The 18,895-nt window shown below is 54.1% G+C and carries 17 protein-coding genes; 8 read left to right on the top strand and 9 right to left on the bottom strand.

From position 1 onward, the window contains the following. Positions 1–327 precede the first annotated feature (327 nt). Genes ccsA through peaA form a run of 8 tightly spaced genes read right to left on the bottom strand, consistent with a single transcriptional unit; the run spans position 328 to position 9,211 of the window. A complete protein-coding gene (ccsA, locus tag IMCC3135_RS19800; protein ID WP_157736139.1) occupies positions 328–2,397 on the bottom strand; it encodes a cytochrome c biogenesis protein CcsA in 2,070 nt (689 codons plus the stop codon). Next, positions 2,385–3,065, bottom strand: coding sequence for a subtilisin-like serine protease QhpE (qhpE, locus tag IMCC3135_RS19795; RefSeq protein WP_088919180.1), 681 nt, complete (start codon positions 3,063–3,065; stop codon positions 2,385–2,387). Before qhpE ends, ccsA begins: the two co-directional genes overlap by 13 nt. Beyond that, positions 3,062–4,738: an ABC transporter ATP-binding protein gene (locus tag IMCC3135_RS19790; protein WP_088919179.1), complete on the bottom strand. Its 1,677-nt coding sequence runs from the start codon at positions 4,736–4,738 to the stop codon at positions 3,062–3,064. The genes qhpE and IMCC3135_RS19790 overlap by 4 nt, the downstream gene beginning before the upstream one ends. Before the next feature lie 36 nt (positions 4,739–4,774). Next, the gene (gene peaD, locus IMCC3135_RS19785) at positions 4,775–5,683 is read right to left on the bottom strand and encodes a quinohemoprotein amine dehydrogenase subunit beta (RefSeq protein WP_088919178.1); all 909 of its coding nucleotides are present in this window, start codon (positions 5,681–5,683) and stop codon (positions 4,775–4,777) included. Next, on the bottom strand, positions 5,680–5,865 hold the full coding sequence (locus IMCC3135_RS19780; RefSeq protein WP_088919177.1) for a hypothetical protein: 186 nt from the start codon (positions 5,863–5,865) through the stop codon (positions 5,680–5,682). Before IMCC3135_RS19780 ends, peaD begins: the two co-directional genes overlap by 4 nt. Before the next feature lie 33 nt (positions 5,866–5,898). After that, positions 5,899–6,219 (bottom strand): quinohemoprotein amine dehydrogenase subunit gamma, encoded by a 321-nt coding sequence (gene qhpC, locus IMCC3135_RS19775; RefSeq protein WP_088919176.1) that lies wholly within the window; start codon positions 6,217–6,219, stop codon positions 5,899–5,901. Beyond that, complete coding sequence (peaB, locus tag IMCC3135_RS19770; protein ID WP_088919175.1) at positions 6,197–7,642, bottom strand: quinohemoprotein amine dehydrogenase maturation protein; 1,446 nt, start codon at positions 7,640–7,642, stop codon at positions 6,197–6,199. Before peaB ends, qhpC begins: the two co-directional genes overlap by 23 nt. Before the next feature lie 24 nt (positions 7,643–7,666). Beyond that, positions 7,667–9,211 carry a quinohemoprotein amine dehydrogenase subunit alpha gene (peaA, locus tag IMCC3135_RS19765; RefSeq protein WP_088919174.1) on the bottom strand — a complete coding sequence of 515 codons (1,545 nt, stop codon included), beginning with the start codon at positions 9,209–9,211 and terminating at the stop codon, positions 7,667–7,669. A gap of 431 nt (positions 9,212–9,642) precedes the next feature. Between peaA and IMCC3135_RS19760 the strand changes: the two genes are divergently transcribed. The 7 genes from IMCC3135_RS19760 (at position 9,643) to IMCC3135_RS19730 (ending at position 16,157) form a co-directional block, all read left to right on the top strand. Continuing rightward, positions 9,643–10,629, top strand: coding sequence for a sialic acid TRAP transporter substrate-binding protein SiaP (locus tag IMCC3135_RS19760; RefSeq protein ID WP_088919173.1), 987 nt, complete (start codon positions 9,643–9,645; stop codon positions 10,627–10,629). 89 nt (positions 10,630–10,718) lie between these two features. Next, positions 10,719–11,294 carry a TRAP transporter small permease gene (locus IMCC3135_RS19755; RefSeq protein ID WP_088919172.1) on the top strand — a complete coding sequence of 192 codons (576 nt, stop codon included), beginning with the start codon at positions 10,719–10,721 and terminating at the stop codon, positions 11,292–11,294. A 2-nt stretch (positions 11,295–11,296) separates the two neighbouring features. Beyond that, the gene (locus IMCC3135_RS19750) at positions 11,297–12,577 is read left to right on the top strand and encodes a TRAP transporter large permease (protein WP_088919171.1); all 1,281 of its coding nucleotides are present in this window, start codon (positions 11,297–11,299) and stop codon (positions 12,575–12,577) included. 81 nt (positions 12,578–12,658) lie between these two features. Next, positions 12,659–13,867 carry a glycine C-acetyltransferase gene (locus IMCC3135_RS19745; RefSeq protein ID WP_088919170.1) on the top strand — a complete coding sequence of 403 codons (1,209 nt, stop codon included), beginning with the start codon at positions 12,659–12,661 and terminating at the stop codon, positions 13,865–13,867. A gap of 2 nt (positions 13,868–13,869) precedes the next feature. Continuing rightward, the gene (gene tdh / locus IMCC3135_RS19740) at positions 13,870–14,919 is read left to right on the top strand and encodes an L-threonine 3-dehydrogenase (RefSeq protein ID WP_088919169.1); all 1,050 of its coding nucleotides are present in this window, start codon (positions 13,870–13,872) and stop codon (positions 14,917–14,919) included. A gap of 40 nt (positions 14,920–14,959) precedes the next feature. Next, entirely contained in the window at positions 14,960–15,526 is a 567-nt protein-coding gene (locus tag IMCC3135_RS19735) for a helix-turn-helix domain-containing protein (protein ID WP_088919168.1), read from the top strand. 241 nt (positions 15,527–15,767) lie between these two features. Beyond that, positions 15,768–16,157: a Rieske (2Fe-2S) protein gene (locus tag IMCC3135_RS19730; RefSeq protein ID WP_157736138.1), complete on the top strand. Its 390-nt coding sequence runs from the start codon at positions 15,768–15,770 to the stop codon at positions 16,155–16,157. A gap of 50 nt (positions 16,158–16,207) precedes the next feature. On the opposite strand, the gene IMCC3135_RS19725 is transcribed toward IMCC3135_RS19730, so the two are convergent. Further along, positions 16,208–16,981: an IclR family transcriptional regulator gene (locus IMCC3135_RS19725; protein ID WP_088919166.1), complete on the bottom strand. Its 774-nt coding sequence runs from the start codon at positions 16,979–16,981 to the stop codon at positions 16,208–16,210. A 151-nt stretch (positions 16,982–17,132) separates the two neighbouring features. Here IMCC3135_RS19725 and IMCC3135_RS19720 point away from each other — a divergent pair, with 151 nt between their 5' ends. Continuing rightward, positions 17,133–18,806 carry a GMC family oxidoreductase gene (locus IMCC3135_RS19720; RefSeq protein ID WP_088919165.1) on the top strand — a complete coding sequence of 558 codons (1,674 nt, stop codon included), beginning with the start codon at positions 17,133–17,135 and terminating at the stop codon, positions 18,804–18,806. Positions 18,807–18,895 lie beyond the last annotated feature (89 nt).

The following is an 18,895-nucleotide window of genomic DNA, read 5'->3' as shown; positions in this document are numbered from 1 at the left end:
ATAAGTTTTGCCGATCTGGAGCAAGGGCTGCTCAATGCTTGTCTGATAATGCCTTTGCATCGTTGAACGCTATATTGTCAGTCTGTTTGGTGACATACAAGCGTCATTGCGCATTGCATACTCGTGCTACAGAGTTGCGATCTGCGGATATGCATCCGCATCACAAATAAGACACTTTTTAAAGCAACCAACGGCGGCTTTAAGGGTTAGAGCGGACTAAATTATCTGCTGTTTTCTGTAACTCCAATAGACAGCAATGGGCACTTAGCCGACTGAAGCTACCCAACAGTACCGGACAGCTAAAAAATGACGGAGTAGCGTCGATGATCACTGGGAAGTGACCGGATAGACGGTCCGCCGCAAGCCGGACAACAGAATCAGGCTTGTACCCACTAATATCAATACAAGTCCGGACCAAAGCAAAGACATCATGGGGAAGCGTCGGGCAATCATCAGTTGCTCCCTTGATTCGCCCTGCAATGGTGGCGGCTCGGCGGGCATCCAGATTTGCCAGTCGGCCAGCAAGCCTCGATTGATGACCGGATGCAGCATATAGCCCGGACGATCAAGCGCCCGTGCAAATCGATAGTCCAGAATCATGCAGCGTTGTCTGAAGCTACCCATCTGCGTGCCATCTTGCTGTGCCCGTGTGTCCCGGTACAGGATACTGGCGTGCTCTTGCTGGGCAAGCCCATCCGAGGTGCTGAATTGCCAACGACTCAGGGCGCTCAGGGCTGAGCCTCCTGCAATACCATCATGGCTCTGAATCCACTGTGGTGCATCCAGGGTAACCGTGAATTCACTGCCCAGTCGAATCTGTTTGCCGTACTGGGCTGGCAGGCTGAATGTCTTCTGCAAACTGCTGTCAAGCGTGCTGGCAATGGTTGCCCCGACAATGAAGAGGATGGCACCCAGATGAACAAGGCCGACCGGTATCAGCCGAGACCAGGCATTCCAGCCACGCCTGCGCCAAGCCTGGTAGCACCAAAGCAGGGTGGCCAGTATCGCCCAGAGGCACCACATCAGTAATACGTCGAGTACCGAGAACAACTGCATGGTATGGGCGGTTGTTACACCGGTACCGTCGATCAGATTTTCAAGTGGTTTGAAATAAAGGCCGACAGCAAGCCCGGTAATGCCGGCAATTACGGTAAGCGACAAGGCACGCTTGGTTGAGGTACGGATAAAGGCGTAACCGGTCATCAACAGCAAGACCGCCATTAGCGGTAACAGCAGTCTCACCACCACGAAATGATCGACTTCCCATTGGTCGAACACCTTGGCTAGGTGTGCATATTCAGCACCGCCAGTCCAACTCAGGACGGCTTGTCTGAATGGCACAAAATCTCGGGAACAGTGCAGATTCTCGCAGATATAACTGTAGGCGAGCGATCCGGCAGCACCGGCAGCCATCGCGAAAAACATCCAGCAGGCAATGATCAATATGACGGCTTGCCTGGAGGCAATAGTGCGCTGCTGGCGAGAAAAACGAGCCCAGAGTGCCGCTAGCAATTGACCCGCAGCCAGTATCAGCATCAGCCACAGACTGGTATCGCCGATATAGCGGTGCGAGCTTGCCAGAGTACTGTCCCGCACGATCAGCAAGGCTAACGGAATGCTGATGGCGCACAGAACGCTGGACCAGAGCAGCAGAGCGGGGGCCGGTTTTTGCGGGTTGAGCTGGCGTATGCCGTGCAGTTGCCCACTGGCCAGTGCCCAGACCGTGAAAACGGCAGTCTGAACCGGATCCCAGTGCCAGAACTGGCCGTAGGTAAAATCCTGAAAGGCCCACCACATGCCGCTGGCCAGACCCAGGCACATCAGCCCCCAGCCGACACTGGCAGCGCCGCGAACAGCGACCAGCCAGGCGGCCGAGTTGGCGCCGTTGAGACCGTGGATGGCGGCACCGACAGGCAGCCACAGAAAACTGTAGGCGAGTAATACAGCTGGCGGGTGTAGCGCCATCCAGGGCGAGACCAGATGTGCGTTGAGCCCGAGTCCCTCGTTGGCCATTGTGCCGGTGGCTGCAAAGGGATTGAACCAGAGACAACCCAGCAACATGGCCAGGGCAATGAGCTGCATACCGACTCGGGTCGAGGGCCAGGCGCGATAATGCCAGCCAAGGGTTGCGAGCAGGGTACTCAGTAGCAGCAGCGTGCCTTGCTCACCACCCCAGAGGCTGGCAAGCTTTAGCCACAGGGGCAATGCTGTTGCACTGTAGCTATACACATAAACAAGCTCGAATCGATCGAACGCCAGTGCCAGTTCCAGTAGAACAATGGCAGACCAGAGACAGACGATGGGTGTGAGACTGATTGTCTTTCGATACAAGCCCAGGGCAAGGCTTATCAGGCTGATAAGCAGCAGAGCATTACCAATCAGAGTCAGTGCTGGCATTCCCGACCCCGGAACAGGCATTGCTGATGAAGCCGCTCGACGATATCAGCGCCAGCAGGTGATGTCAGCCATAGCTGTGCCAGGCGAGCGCTGACATGTGCGCAGGCAAAACTGGCTCCCATGCCGCGAGAGTGTGCGCGGTGATGTGGCCCACCTGGGGCTGCACCAAAATCCAGAGCGTGAGGGGGTGCGCCTGCAGACGATGGTGCAAGACTGGCAAAGTCTCCGGCAGCGCAGCGTGCATCACCGGTCACCGCCAGGACTCCATGATAGGCGGCGGGGTATACCGGAGACCCCAATGCAGGGGCGGAGGCTACCAGCAGAACATTCTTGTCGTGAGCGCGACAAATGGCATCGGCCAGAATCTGCCGGTCCTGGCGCAGTCCGATACTCAGGTTGATGATATGCACCTGTTGCTCAAGCAGCCATTCCAAAGCGCTGGCGATCTGCTCGGTGCTGCTGGCAAGCCCCTGAGTCAGGGCGCGCCCATCATATAGCCATGCCTCAGGGCAATGGGTTCTGATGATGGTTGCTATTCGATGGCCATGATCGTTAACGGTGACGGCTGGCCAGGCAGGGTCGTCTTGAGCAGGAAAGGCTTTGCGTTCGGCAACGGTACCGATACAACCCGTATCAAGAATGCCAATTTTTACCGGGCCGGCGCTCATGGCAGTGCCTCCAGCTGCCAGCGACCATCGTGCAATCGTAATTCATGGCTGAGCCCTGGCAGTTCGGGCCTTCTATGGCTGACAATCAGCAGGCTTTGACGGGTGAACAGGCGATCCACTGTTAGCCAGATTCTGTTTTCCAGTTCGGTATCCATGGCGGCACTGATCTCGTCGAGCAGCAGCACGCGCGGTTGTCTGAGAAACGCACGTGTCAATGCCAGGCGTTGGCGTTCACCACCGGACAGGCGGGCACCGCGGTTGCCCAGTCGTGTGTCCAGACCTGCGTCAAGTGAATTCAGCCAGGGGTGCAATTGCGCATTGTTCATCGCCTCGATCAGTTGTTCGTCACTGAACGTGCCACCCAGGGTCAGGTTGTCACGCACCGTTGCATCCAGTATCGGTGCATCCTGTTGCAGCAGCAGTATTGCCTGGCGTAAATCGTTGATCGTCAGATCAGACAGTGCGACAGAATCCAGTGAAATGATGCCGTGTGCAGGATCCGCATGACGTTGCAGCAGATGCAGCAAGGTGGTTTTCCCGGCCCCGGAATCACCACTGATCCAGACGCGGGCGGCAGCGGGAATAATCAATGAGGCTGGCTGCCACAAGGGGGCTGAACCCGTGCCCGCAGCGGTGTGACTCACCTTTGTGAATTGCAGCTTGCCGTGTCCTGCCGGCAGTTCCAGTGGCTGTACCGGGTCACTGGCAGCTGGGTCTTCGTCCAGCAGTTGTTGCAGGCGAGCCAGGCTGACCTTGACTCGTTGTGCGGCAACATACAAGCCGAGCAGGGTGTTGACAGGCCCGGCGGCTCGTCCCAGATAGCTGGCGAACGCAATCAGGGTCCCCAGGGTCAGGCTGCCGTTGATAACGGCATGACCACCGATAATGAAGACCGCAGCTGTTGCCAGGGTGTTGAACAAGGCTGGCACCGTTGCCACCCAATAGCCCAGAACCTGATTGCGCAGCAGTTCATCGCGATAGCGTGATTGAACGCTGTCCAGTTCTTTGCGGGTGCTGGTCACGGCCAGAAAAGACTGCAGTAACAGCATATTGGGCAGGCGGTCAACCAGTAGGGCTGACACATCCGTTGAGCTTTCGCGAAAGCGCCGGGTCTGCGCCTCCAGGCGCGGTCGCATGAGCTTGAGGAACAGGACACTGGCAGGCACCAACACAAAGGCGATCAAGGTCAGTTGCGGGCTTAACAGCAGCATCAACCAGATAACACCGATAAAGGCCAGCACACTGTTGAAGGCTGCCAGCAGGCTGTCGACGAGAAATCTCTGAACTTCGCCCATATCGCCATCGAGCCGGGCGATCAGATCGCCTTGCCGCCAGCGCAAGTAGAAACCGGGTGAGAGCGAGCCCAGATGATCGAACAAATAGGCACGCATGCTCATGAGCATGTCGCTGGACAGGGCGACATAGGCAATGCGGTTGATGCCGGTCAGCAGGGCTGCGCTGATTGCAACCAGCAGCATGATGCCAACCCAGTTCTGCAGCACACTGACGTTACCGGCGATTAGTCCATCGTCGATGATCTTGCGGGTAATCCAGGGCGTGAGCACACTCAGGGCTGTGCCCAGAAAAGCCAACGCCATGACGCCTGCCAAAGGCAGGATTCGCGGCTGCAGAAACTGTCGTATCCACTGGTACTGCGAGGCAGAAATACGCAAGCAGGTCTTCGCCTCCTTCAGTGCTGTCGTGCGCCTTTACATATCCACCATTCTCATGGAACTCAGTGACATGTTGCCGCCCGGAATGATGATTTCGCCCTTTTTATCGAGTGTTTGCGTGTCATAGATGGCGATGTCGTTGAGCGTGCCTCCGGCATACAGCTCACTGCCATCACTGGAAACGTTCACAGCATAGTAGGTGTGATCAAGATCCTTGCGTGCAATGAGTTCATCTTTTTCCAAGTCGATCTTGGTCAATTGTGTGTACACACCGTAGGCCTCGTTGCGCCGTACGGGATTGACTACGGTCGAGAAAATGATGACTTCAAAATTCTCGTACTCATCCATTCTGAAATCCTTTTTCTCCAGATCCATTGTCAACATACCCATACGGTAAGCGGCTGGGTCGTCTTCCGCTTTTGAGGTGTCGACGGTAAAGAAGGGGGTGGAGAAGGTATCGGATTGTTCCCACTGATTCCAGAAGTCCAGAATATCGGGAGCCGTGCGATCAGCGGCATCCCAGCCGCGAATAGGGTAGTCGCGCAGGTGTTCACCGGTGGCCGCGTCATAGACGTACAGGTCGTGGCCCAAAGCATAAATCTCGGTGCCGTCATTGGAACTCATCAATACGGCTACGCGTCGTGGGACAGGTATCTTGCGTACCGGCTCGGCATTCAAGCCATCCTCTGTGTTGAACACGGCGATGTAGTTGTCTTCTACCTCGTATTCACCCAAGCCTATCTTCACCGGTAAGCAGTTGACATATACATGTTTGCCGTCGGGACTGATCTCCATACCCTGAATGGCTCGAACACGTCTGCCATCACGGGAAAGGTCGGCGCGGAATACCTGCTCACCGGTTTTCAGATCAATGCCGGCCACACTGCCCCAACTGTTGAGTAGCACGTAGGCAATATGACGTTCTTCGTCTATGGATATGGTCATGCCCCCGGACCTGCGTCCGGCATTTCGATGCTTTTTTCGACCGTGCGCGCCTTCACATCGACGATGTTTAGCAAGTTGGGTTTGCTGGCTACCACCAGGTATTCGGTAGCGCTACAGATACCGGATACTGCCAGGCCCAATACGCACAGAAGCGCTCGGAAAGTCTGCCCTTTACAGCTCATGCTCTATCTCCTGCGGTTTCTGAACTATCCGGATTATTTTTTGGGGAATACGCTTTGTAGCTTGCGCCAGTCTTCGGCTGCATCATCAGCTCCTGTCCCCCAGTCTGGATAAGTGTTCAGGGTATCGGGTACCTGTGCAGGCCACCAGCAAGGATCCGAACACCCGTACAGATCAGCTTCCATCGGCTGGCAGAGAGCTGCCACGCCGCCAAAGGCATCAACTTCCCAGCCCGGATCCAGGGTGCTGGCGCAACCTGCGATGGTGGCCATGCTGTAGACCTCCTTTTGCTTGCCTTCTTCGACGGCTTGCCTGAGTAGATCTGCCTTGCGATTAATGGGTTGTAGTCGTTTCATAATTTACTCTCCGTGGCATCACATGCTTGTCAAAGAACGCCGGATTTTCATCGATGATTCTGCTGTAGATACCAATGCCGAAATCGACCCAGTCACGCATCAGATCACAATAGTGATAGACCGGCTTCAGCGGGTCACCATCGTGCGCATAGGATTCGTGATAGCAACCACCTGAGCACAGGTTGCGAATCTGGCAGGTTTCACAGCCTCGACCCGATCGATCTGCAGCTTTGTTCAGAAATTTGCCCAGTGAGGGCTTGTCGATGCCAATCTTGACATTGCCGAAGGTGGGTAGATCGGAGCCGGTAAATCGGTGGCAGAGATTGAGTTCTCCTTCGTGATCCACGGCCAGCATGCCGACGCCAGCTCCGCAAGGCAGCGCCTTGCGAGAGCCCAGGTGCAGGTCGGTCATCAATTGATGCATGTTGGAAAAACCGTTGTTGGAACCGGCCAGTGCTTTTTCGAGATAATCCTGGCCCAGCGCTTTCATGCCTTCGAACACCGTCTTCAATTCATCAGAATCAAGGTTGAATACAGCCACATCGCTGGTGGTGACCGGTGCGTAGCCGACTTCGAAAAAACCCAGCTCGTCACGCAGATGATGATGAATGGCTTGCAGGTCGGTGTTGCCGTTTGTCAGAGTAACGCGGGCGCCCACCGGACGTGAGTCGTATCGAGAGAGCAACATGCGCGCCTTGGCAGCAACCAGTTCGTGCGTGCCTTTGCCGCCAATGGTCTTGCGATGACGGTCATGAATGACAGCCGGGCCGTCCATGCTGATGGCAATGGAGAAGCGATGAGCGTTGAGCCAGTCCACGGTGTCTTCTTTGAGTAGTGTGGCGTTGGTTGTCATCGAGAAATCAACGGTGACTCCCAGTTCGGCACAGCGCGTCTCGGCATACTCGGTAGCGGCCTTGATGAGTGGTAAATTGGACAGAGGTTCACCACCGAAGAACACGATATTGATGCGCTCGCGGCTGGCCCCTTCCTTGAGCAACAGATCGATACTGCTACAAGCGGTATCGAAGGCCATTTTCTCACCGCGTGTGGGCGTGGTGAGGTCTTCCTTGTAACAATAGGTGCAGCCAAGGTTGCAACCCGTATTCACATTGAGTACCAGAGTTGAAAGCGGGTATTGCTCGATACTGACCTTGGGGTTGGCGGGTACCTGATCAGCGTTCTCACTGATTATTTCCAGGTCACGAAATTCCTGCAAGGCTTCAAGCAGGCTATCCGGGGTGCAGCGACCACGAAAGTGGGTCTCCAGGTCGACTGCACTCAGGGCTCCCTGATTCTTGAAAAGATCAAGTAACTCGGCACTCAGGGGGTCAAGGTTGAACAATGCAGAGCTGGGAATGTGGAACAACACACGGCGTTGATCCACCTCTACATCGTGGCAGTTGTGATGAACATAGTTGAGCATTGAGGACAAGGGCTGGGCTCCAACTTATCGAATAGGGGGATCATTGAAACGTTGTACCGTCACAATAAGGTGTGCACTGCCTGTCAGGTCGGTCCCGTTTTCATTGACCGTTGCGTCAATGGAAAGATTGCCGACATTATTGGTACCGAAGCGACGCTCCGGATTCGGACCTGCGCCAGCCGGAGAAAACAGGCCAGTCGTACTATCGATGCTGCCTGCATACTCAGCATCCTTTTCCTCTTCGGCGAGCGCATCAAAAGCGTTGCTCGACCAGCTTGCCTCGACGACACCAATGCGAAGATCATCATCAGTATCTGCAGCGCCATCGCTGCCATTTGACCAGGCGATGGCGTCGAATTGTGCGGGTACTGCGGCAATCGGTCCGCCATTGGATCCGACCCGCGCAATGGTTTCTGCAGGCTCCACAGCGATGCGATCGATCTGTTCGAAGACGATCAGTTCCACGCCACCGGCCAGTGTACGTGGCCCGGCTGCGGCACCTTCGGCAACCAGTGCATCGGCGCTCAACTGTGTGCCGTCACTGGAACGGCTGACGTTCGTGAACTGAATACCCTCTGCCGACAAGGTCTCTGGCAGCTCAGTACCATAAAGGGTGATACTTGTAGTGTTGCCCGTTCTTGCCGCTGAAGGGGAGAGCGCAATAGCGCCTGCATCGCTGCCGATGCGAGCGGCGCTCACCTGAGCGCCCAGAGAATCATCTTCTGTCCTGAACCAGCGTCCAGTGAGGGTTTTGCCATCTTCGCTCATGGCCATGATCTGTCGAATGCCATTGGCATCAGCACGCCATTCATAGCCGGTATACAAGGTTGCCTGTCCCTGATCATCAATGGCTGTGCCATCGTTGTATTGACCCTTGATCGTGATATCCATGGATTCGCTATCGCCGCTGGCACTCATAAGGGCGTTGAAATCTCCACGTCCGGGCCAGTGCCCAAACACGACCCAGTCACCAACAGGCGATGGCTTGTCGGCCGCTTGCCAGGCGTCCCATTCTGCTGTTTTCAGTGGGTATAGTTCAGCCAACTTGGGGACCGCGATATTGATTGCATCGTCGAACCAGTTGCGATCACGAGAGAGCGCCTGATATTCGATAGTGGGGAACTGACCGACATGGAAATGCACATGCTTCAACCATTCAACTTCGGTACGTCGCTGTAGGGCGATACGTCCAAAGGTATGGCAACGTGCGCACAGAACATTGAGATCCTCGTCAGCCGGTGTTTCTATGTAATCGGGCCGACGCTCGAGAATCGCTCTTTGTGAGGCGGTTTCCTGCGGTGCCAGACCTAGCGTATTGGACAGATAGCGGATGAGATCCTGACGTTCGTCGTCAGTGATTTTCAGGCCGTGTGATTTTTCCATGCGGAACAGGGTCATGTTCCAACCTTCCGGTGTCTTGCGCTGTTCACTGACGCGATACAGACTTCCGTCGTCTTGCGCAACATGGCACGAAGAGCACTTGGAGTTGAGCAGTGCTTCGGAGGCTGACGCTGAGGCGCCAAGGAGCGTCAGGGGGACCAGTAGAATGAAAAGCGTCGTCAATCGCATGCTAGCTTCACCTCGTCGTCTTGATGTTGTGCGGGTAGGTTGGCATCAGACAAATTTTCGTCTGCTCCGCTAAACCGTGAACTGAGCCTACTCCAAGTTTTTCTGTATTTCCAGCGTTGAATGTGTGAGTCTTTATAAGAGCTCTTCATTGCCTTGACATGCGCCGGGCTCATATTGATTGATGGATGTGCTGTTTACAGCGCTTGCAGTTCAAGAATATGTTTCGTGACAAAATAGAAATATTGTCGTACCATAGTCATGAATATAGTCGACTATCGGGCAAGTATGTCGTTCAGTCTCAATTCGTACCTTTTCTTGGTCGGACTAAAAAGGCGTGCAGAGACAAGATTATTTGCCTGACGCTTTTTCAGTGAGTCTGCGGATTCGCCATAACCCCTGCCGTCATCGACGGTATCAAGGAGAGAAGCAGTATGAAAATCAGAAAACTGGCAGGCGCTTTTGCGCTGGCAACTGTCGCTATGGCCGTTGCCTTGCCGGCAAGTGCCGCCAAGACGCTGCAGTTCGCACACGTCTACGAGATGGCCACTCCTTATCATCAGGCTATTCTCAAGGCGGCTGAAGAGTTAGAGGCGCGCACCGAAGGCCGGTACGAAATGAAAGTATTCCCGGCCTCATCTCTGGGTAAGGAGACCGCTATCAACGAGGGGCTTTCGCTGGGAACCGTCGATATCATCTACACAGGTGTCGGATTTGCTGCCAATGCCTACGGACCTATTTCGATCTCTGACTACCCATTCACCTTGCGTGGTCTGAATCACTGGAAGTCATATCGTGAAAGTGATCTGTTCGCGGAACTCTCCGATGGCTACAAGAATGCCACGGGCAATGAAATTGTCGCTTTGACCTATTACGGCGCTCGCCATGTGACAGCCAACAAGCCTATCCTGACCCCGGCAGACATGAAAAATCTGAAAATACGGGTACCCAATGCACCGTCCTACCTGCTTTTTCCAGAAGCCGTCGGTGCCAACCCGACGCCAATGGCGTTTGCTGAAGTTTATCTGGCACTGCAACAAGGTGTCGTGGATGCTCAGGAAAACCCACTACCTACCATCCAGTTCAAGAAATTCTATGAAGTGCAGAGCAACATCAATCTGACAGCGCACATCACCAACTCTCTGATTACGGTTGTCGCTGGTAGTACATTGTCATCCATGGATGAGGCCGATCGAGATATCCTGGTTGAGGTGCTCAAGGATGCTGCTGATGATGCCAGCACGCAGATTGAAACAGCTGAAGGTGAGCTTGCAGAATGGTTTCGCGAGCAGGGCAATACCGTCAACGAGGTTGATCGCGCACCTTTTATCGACGCGGTAAAACCGTTTCTGATCAGTGATGATATGCCTTGGCCTAGTGATGTGTACGAACGGCTGCAAGCTATCCCTGACGCTTCCTGATCCGCGTTTTCTACCACTAACCGTTTCAAGCGATTTTCGTACCCGGTCACTGTCGACCGGGTGTCGCCCCCTGTCCCGCGGAGTTACCGATGACAAGCCCTCCCAGTTCTGATACGCCTAAAACAGACCTCGAGTCGGCTGCATTTGATGAAGTCACCAACGACATCTCGGATGTCAAGTGGACTGATTATCCGGCTCTTCTCATTTTCTGGGTATTGTTCTTCATTGTGGCTCTGCAATTCTTCACGCGCTACGTGCTTAACGATTCACTGGCATGGACTGAGGAGATTGCACGTTTCTTTCTGATCTTTCTGGCCTACATCGGTTCGATTACCTGTGTTCGCAAGGGCTCTCATATCTATCTCGAATTTTTCTATCGCTATCTGCCAGTCAGCTTCATCAAGCCATTGGCCATCGTCTGCGAAACGATTGTTACCGTCTTTTTCAGTGCTGCCGGTTATTACTGTATCGGACTGGCGCAACGGACACTGGCACAGCGAATGATTTCCGTTGATCTGCCCAAGGGCATTATCTACTGGGTGGTGGTAGTGGCCTGTTTTGCCATGGCTGTGACCTCATTCATCAATATTCTCAAATTGATCAAGCGCCCGGCAGCCGACATCGCTGCTGAAAGACTTGGCCTATCACAGCCGGCTGGTAGCTAATCATGGCATTGACATTCATGTTCGTTCTGCTGGCCCTGTTGCTGATTATCGGCGTGCCGGTTGCAGTCTCTTTGGCCGGTGCTTCACTGATTTACATCCTGATAGAAGGCCGTCCTGCGGTTGTCATGATTCACACCATGATCAATGGTGTCGACAGTTTTCCCTTGCTGGCCATACCGTTCTTCATCCTGGCCGGACATCTGATGAATACCGCCGGCATTACCAACAAGATCTTTGCCTTCGCCCGCGCGCTGGTCGGCTGGATGCATGGTGGTCTGGGGCATGTGAACGTGGGTGCCAGTGTCATCTTTGCTGGCATGTCAGGTGCCGCCGTTGCCGATGCCGGTGGCCTGGGCACTATTGAAATCAAGGCCATGCGTGATGCGGGTTACGACACCGATTTCTCAGTCGGTATCACGGCGGCATCCTCCACCATCGGCCCTATCATTCCTCCCTCCCTGCCATTGGTTATCTATGGTGTCATGGCGTCGGTCTCCATTGGCGAGCTGTTTGCTGCTGGCCTGATTCCCGGCTTGTTGATGGCGGTGTCTCTGATGGTCATGGTGGCCTGGTATTCGCGAAAGCGAAATTACCCGCGTGATTCAAGTTTCGAGATGTCTCGACTCATCACCACTTTCAAAGCCGCTTTTCTGCCGTTGCTGACGCCCATGATCATCATCGGTGGCATCGTAACGGGAGTGTTTACACCAACCGAGTCGGCGGTAGCTGCCGTCACCTACGCCTTGTTTCTCGGTCTGGTTGTCTACCGGACGCTAAGCTTCAAGCATCTGATTCGCGTTTCAATGGATACGATCGAAACATCGGCCTCCATACTGATGATCGTATCTGCAGCTTCGATTTTTGCCTACATTCTGACCGCCAACCAGGTTGCCGCTTCACTGGGTGATACGTTGCTGGGAATATCCGACAACAAGAATGTACTGCTGCTCATCATGATGGTGCTGGTACTGGCCATCGGCCTGTTCATGGAAACCATCGCAGCCATCACCATCCTGGTACCGGTTCTGTTACCGATTGCCACTCAGGTCGGTATCGATCCGGTTCATCTGGGCATTATTGTCATCCTGAACCTGATGCTGGGCCTGCTGACACCGCCTGTGGGGATGGTGTTGTATGTCCTGTCGCAAGTGTCCGGGGTGCGTTTTGAGCGCTGTGTCACGGCCACCATGCCGTTTCTGGTGCCGTTAGTGATTGTGCTGATGCTGGTGGTCTTTATTCCTGACCTGGCTCTATGGTTGCCAACCTTGATCTACCGCTCATAGGCGATCTGTTCAGTGCTTAGATATCCTTGATATTGGATATTATCCGCTATATGATACGCTCCTGTTTGAGGGGAGCCTATCGTGAACAATCAATTTCTGACGCATCTACAGCATGAGCTTGAAGACATCGAGTCTGCAGGATTGCTCAAATCCGAACGTGCCATTCTTACGGCACAATCTGGCAGAGTATCGGTCCAGCTCGATGGCACTCAACGTGATGATGTCATCAATCTGTGCGCCAACAACTACTTGGGTCTGGCCAATCATCCGAGCCTGATTCAAGCCGCCAAAGAGGCCATGGATCAACATGGTTTCGGGCTGGCCAGTGTTCGTTTCATCTGTGGCACGCAGGATATTCACCTGGAACTGGAGCGTCGTCTGGCGCAGTTTCTGGGTAAGGATGACGCTATTCTTTTCGCGGCCTGTTTTGATGCCAATGGTGGCTTGTTTGAACCATTGCTGGGTCCTGAAGATGCGATCATTTCAGATTCCCTGAATCATGCATCCATCATCGACGGCATCCGCCTGTGCAAGGCGCAGCGATATCGCTACAAGAATTCAGATATGGATGATCTGGAAGAAAAACTGAAGACCGCAAAAGAGAGTGGTGCGCGCTTCATCATGATTGCCACCGACGGTGTGTTTTCCATGGACGGTTACCTGGCGAAACTGCCGGAAATTACAGCACTGGCCGAACGCTATGACGCGATGGTGATGGTTGATGATTGCCATTCCACCGGATTCATGGGGCCAAAGGGGCAGGGTACGGCTGCGCATTTTGGTGTTAACGACAAGGTAGATATTCTGACCGGTACCTTGGGCAAGGCTCTGGGAGGGGCCATGGGTGGATACGTGGCAGGTCCTGCGGCTGTAATTGATCTGCTACGACAGCGGGCTCGTCCGTATCTGTTTTCCAACTCACTGGCGCCGAGCATTGTTGCCGCTTCCATCGAGGCCATTCGGCTGGTGGAAGAAGGGGACGAGCTACGGGCTCGATTGTTCGAAAATGCCGCGTACTGGCGTTCAGGTTTGAGCTCTCTGGGTTTTACGCTGGCAGAGGGTGAACATCCCATCATTCCGGTCATGCTGGGCGAGGCGCAGCTGGCTCAAAGCTTGTCCAGAGAGCTGTTTGAGCTGGGAGTCTATGTATCGGGTTTCTTCTTTCCAGTGGTTCCCAAAGGCCAGGCACGAATACGGACTCAGATGAGTGCCGCACTGACTCGCGATGATCTGGATCGGGCCTTGAATGCATTTGATATTGCAGGTCGCAAGACCGGTGTGATTGGTTGAACATGACGACAAATACTGAAATGAAAGCACTGGTCAAGGCACATGCTTCAGAAGGCCTGTGGATGCAGAGTGCGCCGGTTCCGCAAATAGGTGCCAAGGATGTGCTTATCCGTGTCAACAAGACCGGTATCTGCGGTACTGATGTGCATATATGGAAGTGGGACGAGTGGGCGGCCAAGACCGTACCGGTACCGTTGATCATCGGCCATGAGTTTGCCGGAGAAATTGTCGAAATGGGCAGTCAGGTTGAAGGTCTGGCACTTGGCCAGCGTGTCAGTGGCGAAGGGCACCTGGTGGGCAAGGAGTCACGTCAATCGCGTGCGGGAAAATTTCATCTGGATCCACAAACACTGGGAATTGGTGTGCAGGAGAATGGTGCGTTTGCACAATATCTGCGACTGGATTCATTTAATGTGGTGCCGTTGCCGGATGCTATCAGTGACGATATAGGAGCCATTCTGGATCCGTTGGGCAATGCTGTTCATACCGCCTTGAGTTTTGATCTGGTCAGCGAAGATGTGCTTATCACGGGGGCAGGCCCCATTGGCATCATGGCGGCAGCAGTCGCCCGGCATGCCGGGGCACGTCATGTGGTCATCACCGATATCAACAAGGAGCGCCTGGCTCTGGCCGCTCAGGTGGCTGATGTCGTTCCGGTTGATGTCTCCAGCGAAGATCTCAATGATGTTTGTGCCAGGCTTGGTATAAAACAGGGGTTCGATGTTGGCCTGGAAATGTCGGGTAGTCAGCCTGCTCTGGATCAGATGATCGAGTCTCTGGTCATGGGAGGGCGTATCGCCATGTTGGGCATACCGCCTGGCAAGAGTCCGGTTGACTGGTCACGCATTGTGTTCAAGGCGCTGACGGTCAAGGGCGTTTATGGCCGTGAAATATTCGAAACCTGGTACAAGATGATCTCCATGTTGCAAAATGGGCTGGATGTGTCAGGCATCATCACTCATCGTTATGCGGCGCAGGATTTTGAAACAGGCTTTGCGACGATGATGGGCGGCTCCAGCGGCAAGGTCGTGCTGGACTGGACAGGGGTTTGATATCGCCTCGTAAACTAATGCAATGCAAGAGGGTAGTTGATTGAGTAGTGACGAAATTTCAGTCAGGCTGGCCAGCCGGCTCAAGGATGCCAGAAAATCACGTAGCCTCAGCCTTGAGGCGCTGGCACGATTGTCCGGTGTTTCCCGCTCCATGCTTTCACAGATCGAGCGGGCTGAAAGCAGCCCGACGGTCGCCATCTTGTGGAATCTGACACAGGCGCTGCATATCGACTTCTCCGGTTTGCTGGATGGTGGTCCGAATGAGCGTGGTCCTATCAGGGAAGTCATTCGTTCTGATCAGACTCCGGTGATTCATTCGCAGGGCCAAGGCTGCAAGATTCGCATATTGAGTGCACCAGAAACGGTGGGTGATACCGAGGTTTACGATTTGATGTTCGATGCCGGCGGTGCGCTTGAAAGTGATCCGCATCGTTCGGGCTGTATGGAAAGCCTGACAGTGCTGAATGGTCGTCTGATCGTGACATCGGATGGCGAGTCAGAAGCGGTTAACAAAGGCGATACGATTCGTTATGTCGCTGATCGTCCTCATTCCATCCGAGCCGATGGCAAGGCGGGCAGGGCTCTGTTGATTGTCACGGGTTCGTGAATATGAGCCCTTGTGGGGCGTAAACGAGAACGCCCCTCATTTGATTAAAACAATCGTAAATTACGAAACCATTAAGGTGTTGACTAGCGGCTATATAGGCTGCTAGCTTCATGTTGGCCAGAGGGTGACAGGTTACGGGTTACTCATACGGCGCGGTATTTCCTTAATAACAGAAGCAGTGGATTCAGGGACAGTTTCGTCTGTCGCTTCTCACAGGGTGAAGTCCGGTGGTCAGAAGACGATGAGCGATTTATGGGATTCCTGGTCAGGTGCACCGATGCCTGGCACCGCACTTTGTCCATTCGTGGACATTCCCGATGGGGGGAGCTTGTGCATTGTGCACGATGGCTTTCCCATTGTCCTGGCCCGCAAGGGCCGAAGCGTCAAGGCATACGTCAATGCCTGTCCCCATCAGTATCTACCATTGAATCACCGCGGCGAGAAACTGCTGTCTGCTGATGGCTCGATCTTGCGCTGTAGCAATCACGGTGCAGGATTTTCGGTGATCAATGGTGAGGGAGTTGAGGGGTTGGGGATAGGAGCCTGTCTGGATGCTGTGCCCATCATCATCAGCGCCGATAATCAAATCGTTGTTGCCGAGGTTCTTGGCGAACTGGCAGCTGTTCGCTGATTGAGAGACTGAGGCTTGTGCCACCAAGCGTGATTACGTGAACGGCACAGCTACAGCAACGCCGTCAGTCGCTGAGCCGCTTTTTTCAGGGCGGGCAGCATATCCAGAGCATCGCTACTGCTGACACGGCTGATCGGTGCATGCATGGCCACCGCGGCCCGCAGCTCGTTGTTGGTATCAAAAACGGGTACTGCAATGGCTACCAGTCCGGTGATGAACTCCTGCCTGTCTTCCGAGTACCCGTCGCTGGCTATCGCGTCGAGCATGGTGCGCAATTTGGCAGGATCCGTTTCGGTCATATCGGTCAGTTTGCGAAGCTCTATATTTCTGAGCAGGTAGTTTCTCTTTGTCGAGGACATGAAGGCCAGAAACAGTTTGCCACTGGCAGTGCAATGGATAGGCACTCGCTCGCCGACATTGATCGTCAAGCGCCAGGCATGGCGAGTCTCGACTCGATCCAGATAAAGTACTGAGGAGCCGCTCAGGGTGGTGAAGTTACAGGTTTCGCCTACTTCATCCACCAGGTCATCAAGCACGGTATGGCGCAAAGCGCTCAGAGTGCCGTGGGTCAGTGTATCCAGCGCCAATCGTCGCAGGGCAGGACCAATGAGAAAGGCCTTTTCGTTGACATCATTGGCAAGCATCCCAAGCTCCAGCAGCATCTGACACATGCGGTGCGCTGTCGGTTTTGGCAGGTCCAGGGCCGTGGATAATTCCGCCAGTGGCACCGACTGAGAGCGCTCTGCCACGTATTGGAGCAAACGAAGAGTGCGCTCTGCAGAGCTGCTTCCGCGTGACTGATTCGAGCTTTCCGTGAGTTTCATGATCAATAGGTTGTAAAAATAATTGAAATGGAATGTTGCGTTCCGAAATAAGATAAATGTATACTTCACTCGTGGCAAGTCACTTGTGAATAAAAGGCACATAAAAGTGAACTTGCACCGTACAAGTGCATCCAGCGGTAAGGAATCGTCTATGAAAGGAAGTTACGATTACATTGTAGTGGGGGCCGGTTCTGCCGGTGCAGTTCTTGCCTCGCGGCTTAGTGAAAATCCAGCTGTCAACGTGCTGCTTCTCGAAGCCGGGCCCAAGGACAACTCATTCTGGATACATCTGCCCATCGGTTACGGCAAGACGATGTGGAGTAAAAAGTATAACTGGTGCTTCCACACCGAACCCGATCCGGGTATGAACAATCGAAGCATCTACTGGCCACGCGGCAAGACACTGGGTGGTTGTAGTTCCATTAATGGTCTGATCTACATACGTGGACAGCGAGAAGATTACGATCACTGGGCAGAACTGGGCAACAGTGGCTGGTCCTATGATGAGCTTCTACCTTATTTCATTCGTTCGGAGCGTAATCAGCGTGGCGCCAGTGAGTATCACGGTGGCGATGGCCCTCTGTCTGTCTCCGATATCGGTGACAAGAATGAACTCATCGAAGCCTTTATCAGCGGTGCGGGTGAAAGCGGTGTGCCCAGAACTGATGACTTCAACGGTGAAAAGCAAGAAGGAGCTGGTTACTATCAGCTGACCACCTGGAAGGGCTGGCGCTGGAGTACGGCCAAGGGGTATTTGAAGCCTGCCAGAAATCGCTCCAATCTGACGGTTGAAACCAATGCGCAGGCCACCGGGCTCATCCTTGAGGGCAAGAGGGCAGTCGGTGTGCGCTATGTTCAAGGTGGCATTTCACATGAAGCACGGGCGACGGGCGAAGTGTTACTTTCTGCCGGCGCATTGCAATCTCCACAACTGCTGCAATTGTCAGGCATCGGTCCTGCCGCGGTCTTGCAGAAGTTTGGCATTCCGGTAGTACACGAACTGCCAGGTGTGGGCGAGAACCTGCAGGATCATTTACAGATTCGTGCAACCTATGAAGCCACGATACCGACCACTAACGATCAGTTGAATTCATTGATAGGTCAAGCCAAGCTGGGTCTGCAGTGGTTACTGCATCGCTCTGGTCCATTGGCTGTGGGTATCAATCAAGGCGGGTGTTTCATGAAGGCTTTGCCTGATGAAGCAAAATCACCTGACATCCAGTTCCATGTCGCCACGCTATCGGCCGACATGGCGGGAGGCAGTGTGCATCCGTTCTCCGGTTTCACTCTGTCAGTGTGTCAGCTGCGACCTGAATCGAGAGGTCATGCCCATATTCAATCCGCTGACCCGATGGTGCCACCGGCAATGGTGCCTAACTATCTGTCGACCGATCTTGACCGACGCACGGCTGTTGCCAGTTTGCGTGCTGCCAGAGCGATCGCCGAGTCTGCTTCCATGAAGCCTTACGTCAAGCGCGAAGTCAAACCCGGTCCGGATGCCACCACTGATGAGGAATTGCTGGAATTCAGTCGTAATCATGGCGCCACCATTTTCCATCCATCGGGTACCTGCAAGATGGGTGTTGCCAGTGATCCGATGGCGGTTCTGGATGAGCGTTTGCGGGTACGAGGTATCGAGGCGCTGCGTGTTATTGACTGTTCATCCATGCCAACGCTTGTGTCTGGTAATACCAATGGACCTGTCGTTGCGATGGCTGAGAAAGCGGTTGACATGATTCTGGAAGATGCCAGAAAAGGTTCGGGAAGTGAGGATGTTTCAGCACGTCATGACCCCAAGACTGAGCCTGCCACCACCTCGGTTTGACTGAGTAGTTTTTTTGCGGTGGTAATACCTGACAGTGCCAGTGGTATACGGCACTGATTTCAAATAAACACCTGACATCGAATCGGGTG

It is taken from the genome of Granulosicoccus antarcticus IMCC3135 (assembly GCF_002215215.1).
Lineage (GTDB): Bacteria > Pseudomonadota > Gammaproteobacteria > Granulosicoccales > Granulosicoccaceae > Granulosicoccus > Granulosicoccus antarcticus.
This window is presented reverse-complemented; position numbering and strand designations above follow the sequence as displayed.

Bases quoted from the DNA above. Each gene is read 5' to 3' on its own strand.
- ccsA (WP_157736139.1), bottom strand. From the start codon at position 2,397: ATGCCAGCACTGACTCTGATTGGTAATGCTCTGCTGCTTATCAGCCTG.
- qhpE (WP_088919180.1), bottom strand. From the start codon at position 3,065: ATGAGCGCCGGCCCGGTAAAAATTGGCATTCTTGATACGGGTTGTATC.
- peaD (WP_088919178.1), bottom strand. From the start codon at position 5,683: ATGACCATATCCATAGACGAAGAACGTCATATTGCCTACGTGCTACTC.
- IMCC3135_RS19780 (WP_088919177.1), bottom strand. From the start codon at position 5,865: ATGAGCTGTAAAGGGCAGACTTTCCGAGCGCTTCTGTGCGTATTGGGC.
- qhpC (WP_088919176.1), bottom strand. From the start codon at position 6,219: ATGAAACGACTACAACCCATTAATCGCAAGGCAGATCTACTCAGGCAA.
- peaB (WP_088919175.1), bottom strand. From the start codon at position 7,642: ATGCTCAACTATGTTCATCACAACTGCCACGATGTAGAGGTGGATCAA.
- peaA (WP_088919174.1), bottom strand. From the start codon at position 9,211: ATGCGATTGACGACGCTTTTCATTCTACTGGTCCCCCTGACGCTCCTT.
- IMCC3135_RS19760 (WP_088919173.1), top strand. From the start codon at position 9,643: ATGAAAATCAGAAAACTGGCAGGCGCTTTTGCGCTGGCAACTGTCGCT.
- IMCC3135_RS19755 (WP_088919172.1), top strand. From the start codon at position 10,719: ATGACAAGCCCTCCCAGTTCTGATACGCCTAAAACAGACCTCGAGTCG.
- IMCC3135_RS19750 (WP_088919171.1), top strand. From the start codon at position 11,297: ATGGCATTGACATTCATGTTCGTTCTGCTGGCCCTGTTGCTGATTATC.
- tdh (WP_088919169.1), top strand. From the start codon at position 13,870: ATGACGACAAATACTGAAATGAAAGCACTGGTCAAGGCACATGCTTCA.
- IMCC3135_RS19730 (WP_157736138.1), top strand. From the start codon at position 15,768: ATGAGCGATTTATGGGATTCCTGGTCAGGTGCACCGATGCCTGGCACC.
- IMCC3135_RS19725 (WP_088919166.1), bottom strand. From the start codon at position 16,981: ATGAAACTCACGGAAAGCTCGAATCAGTCACGCGGAAGCAGCTCTGCA.
- IMCC3135_RS19720 (WP_088919165.1), top strand. From the start codon at position 17,133: ATGAAAGGAAGTTACGATTACATTGTAGTGGGGGCCGGTTCTGCCGGT.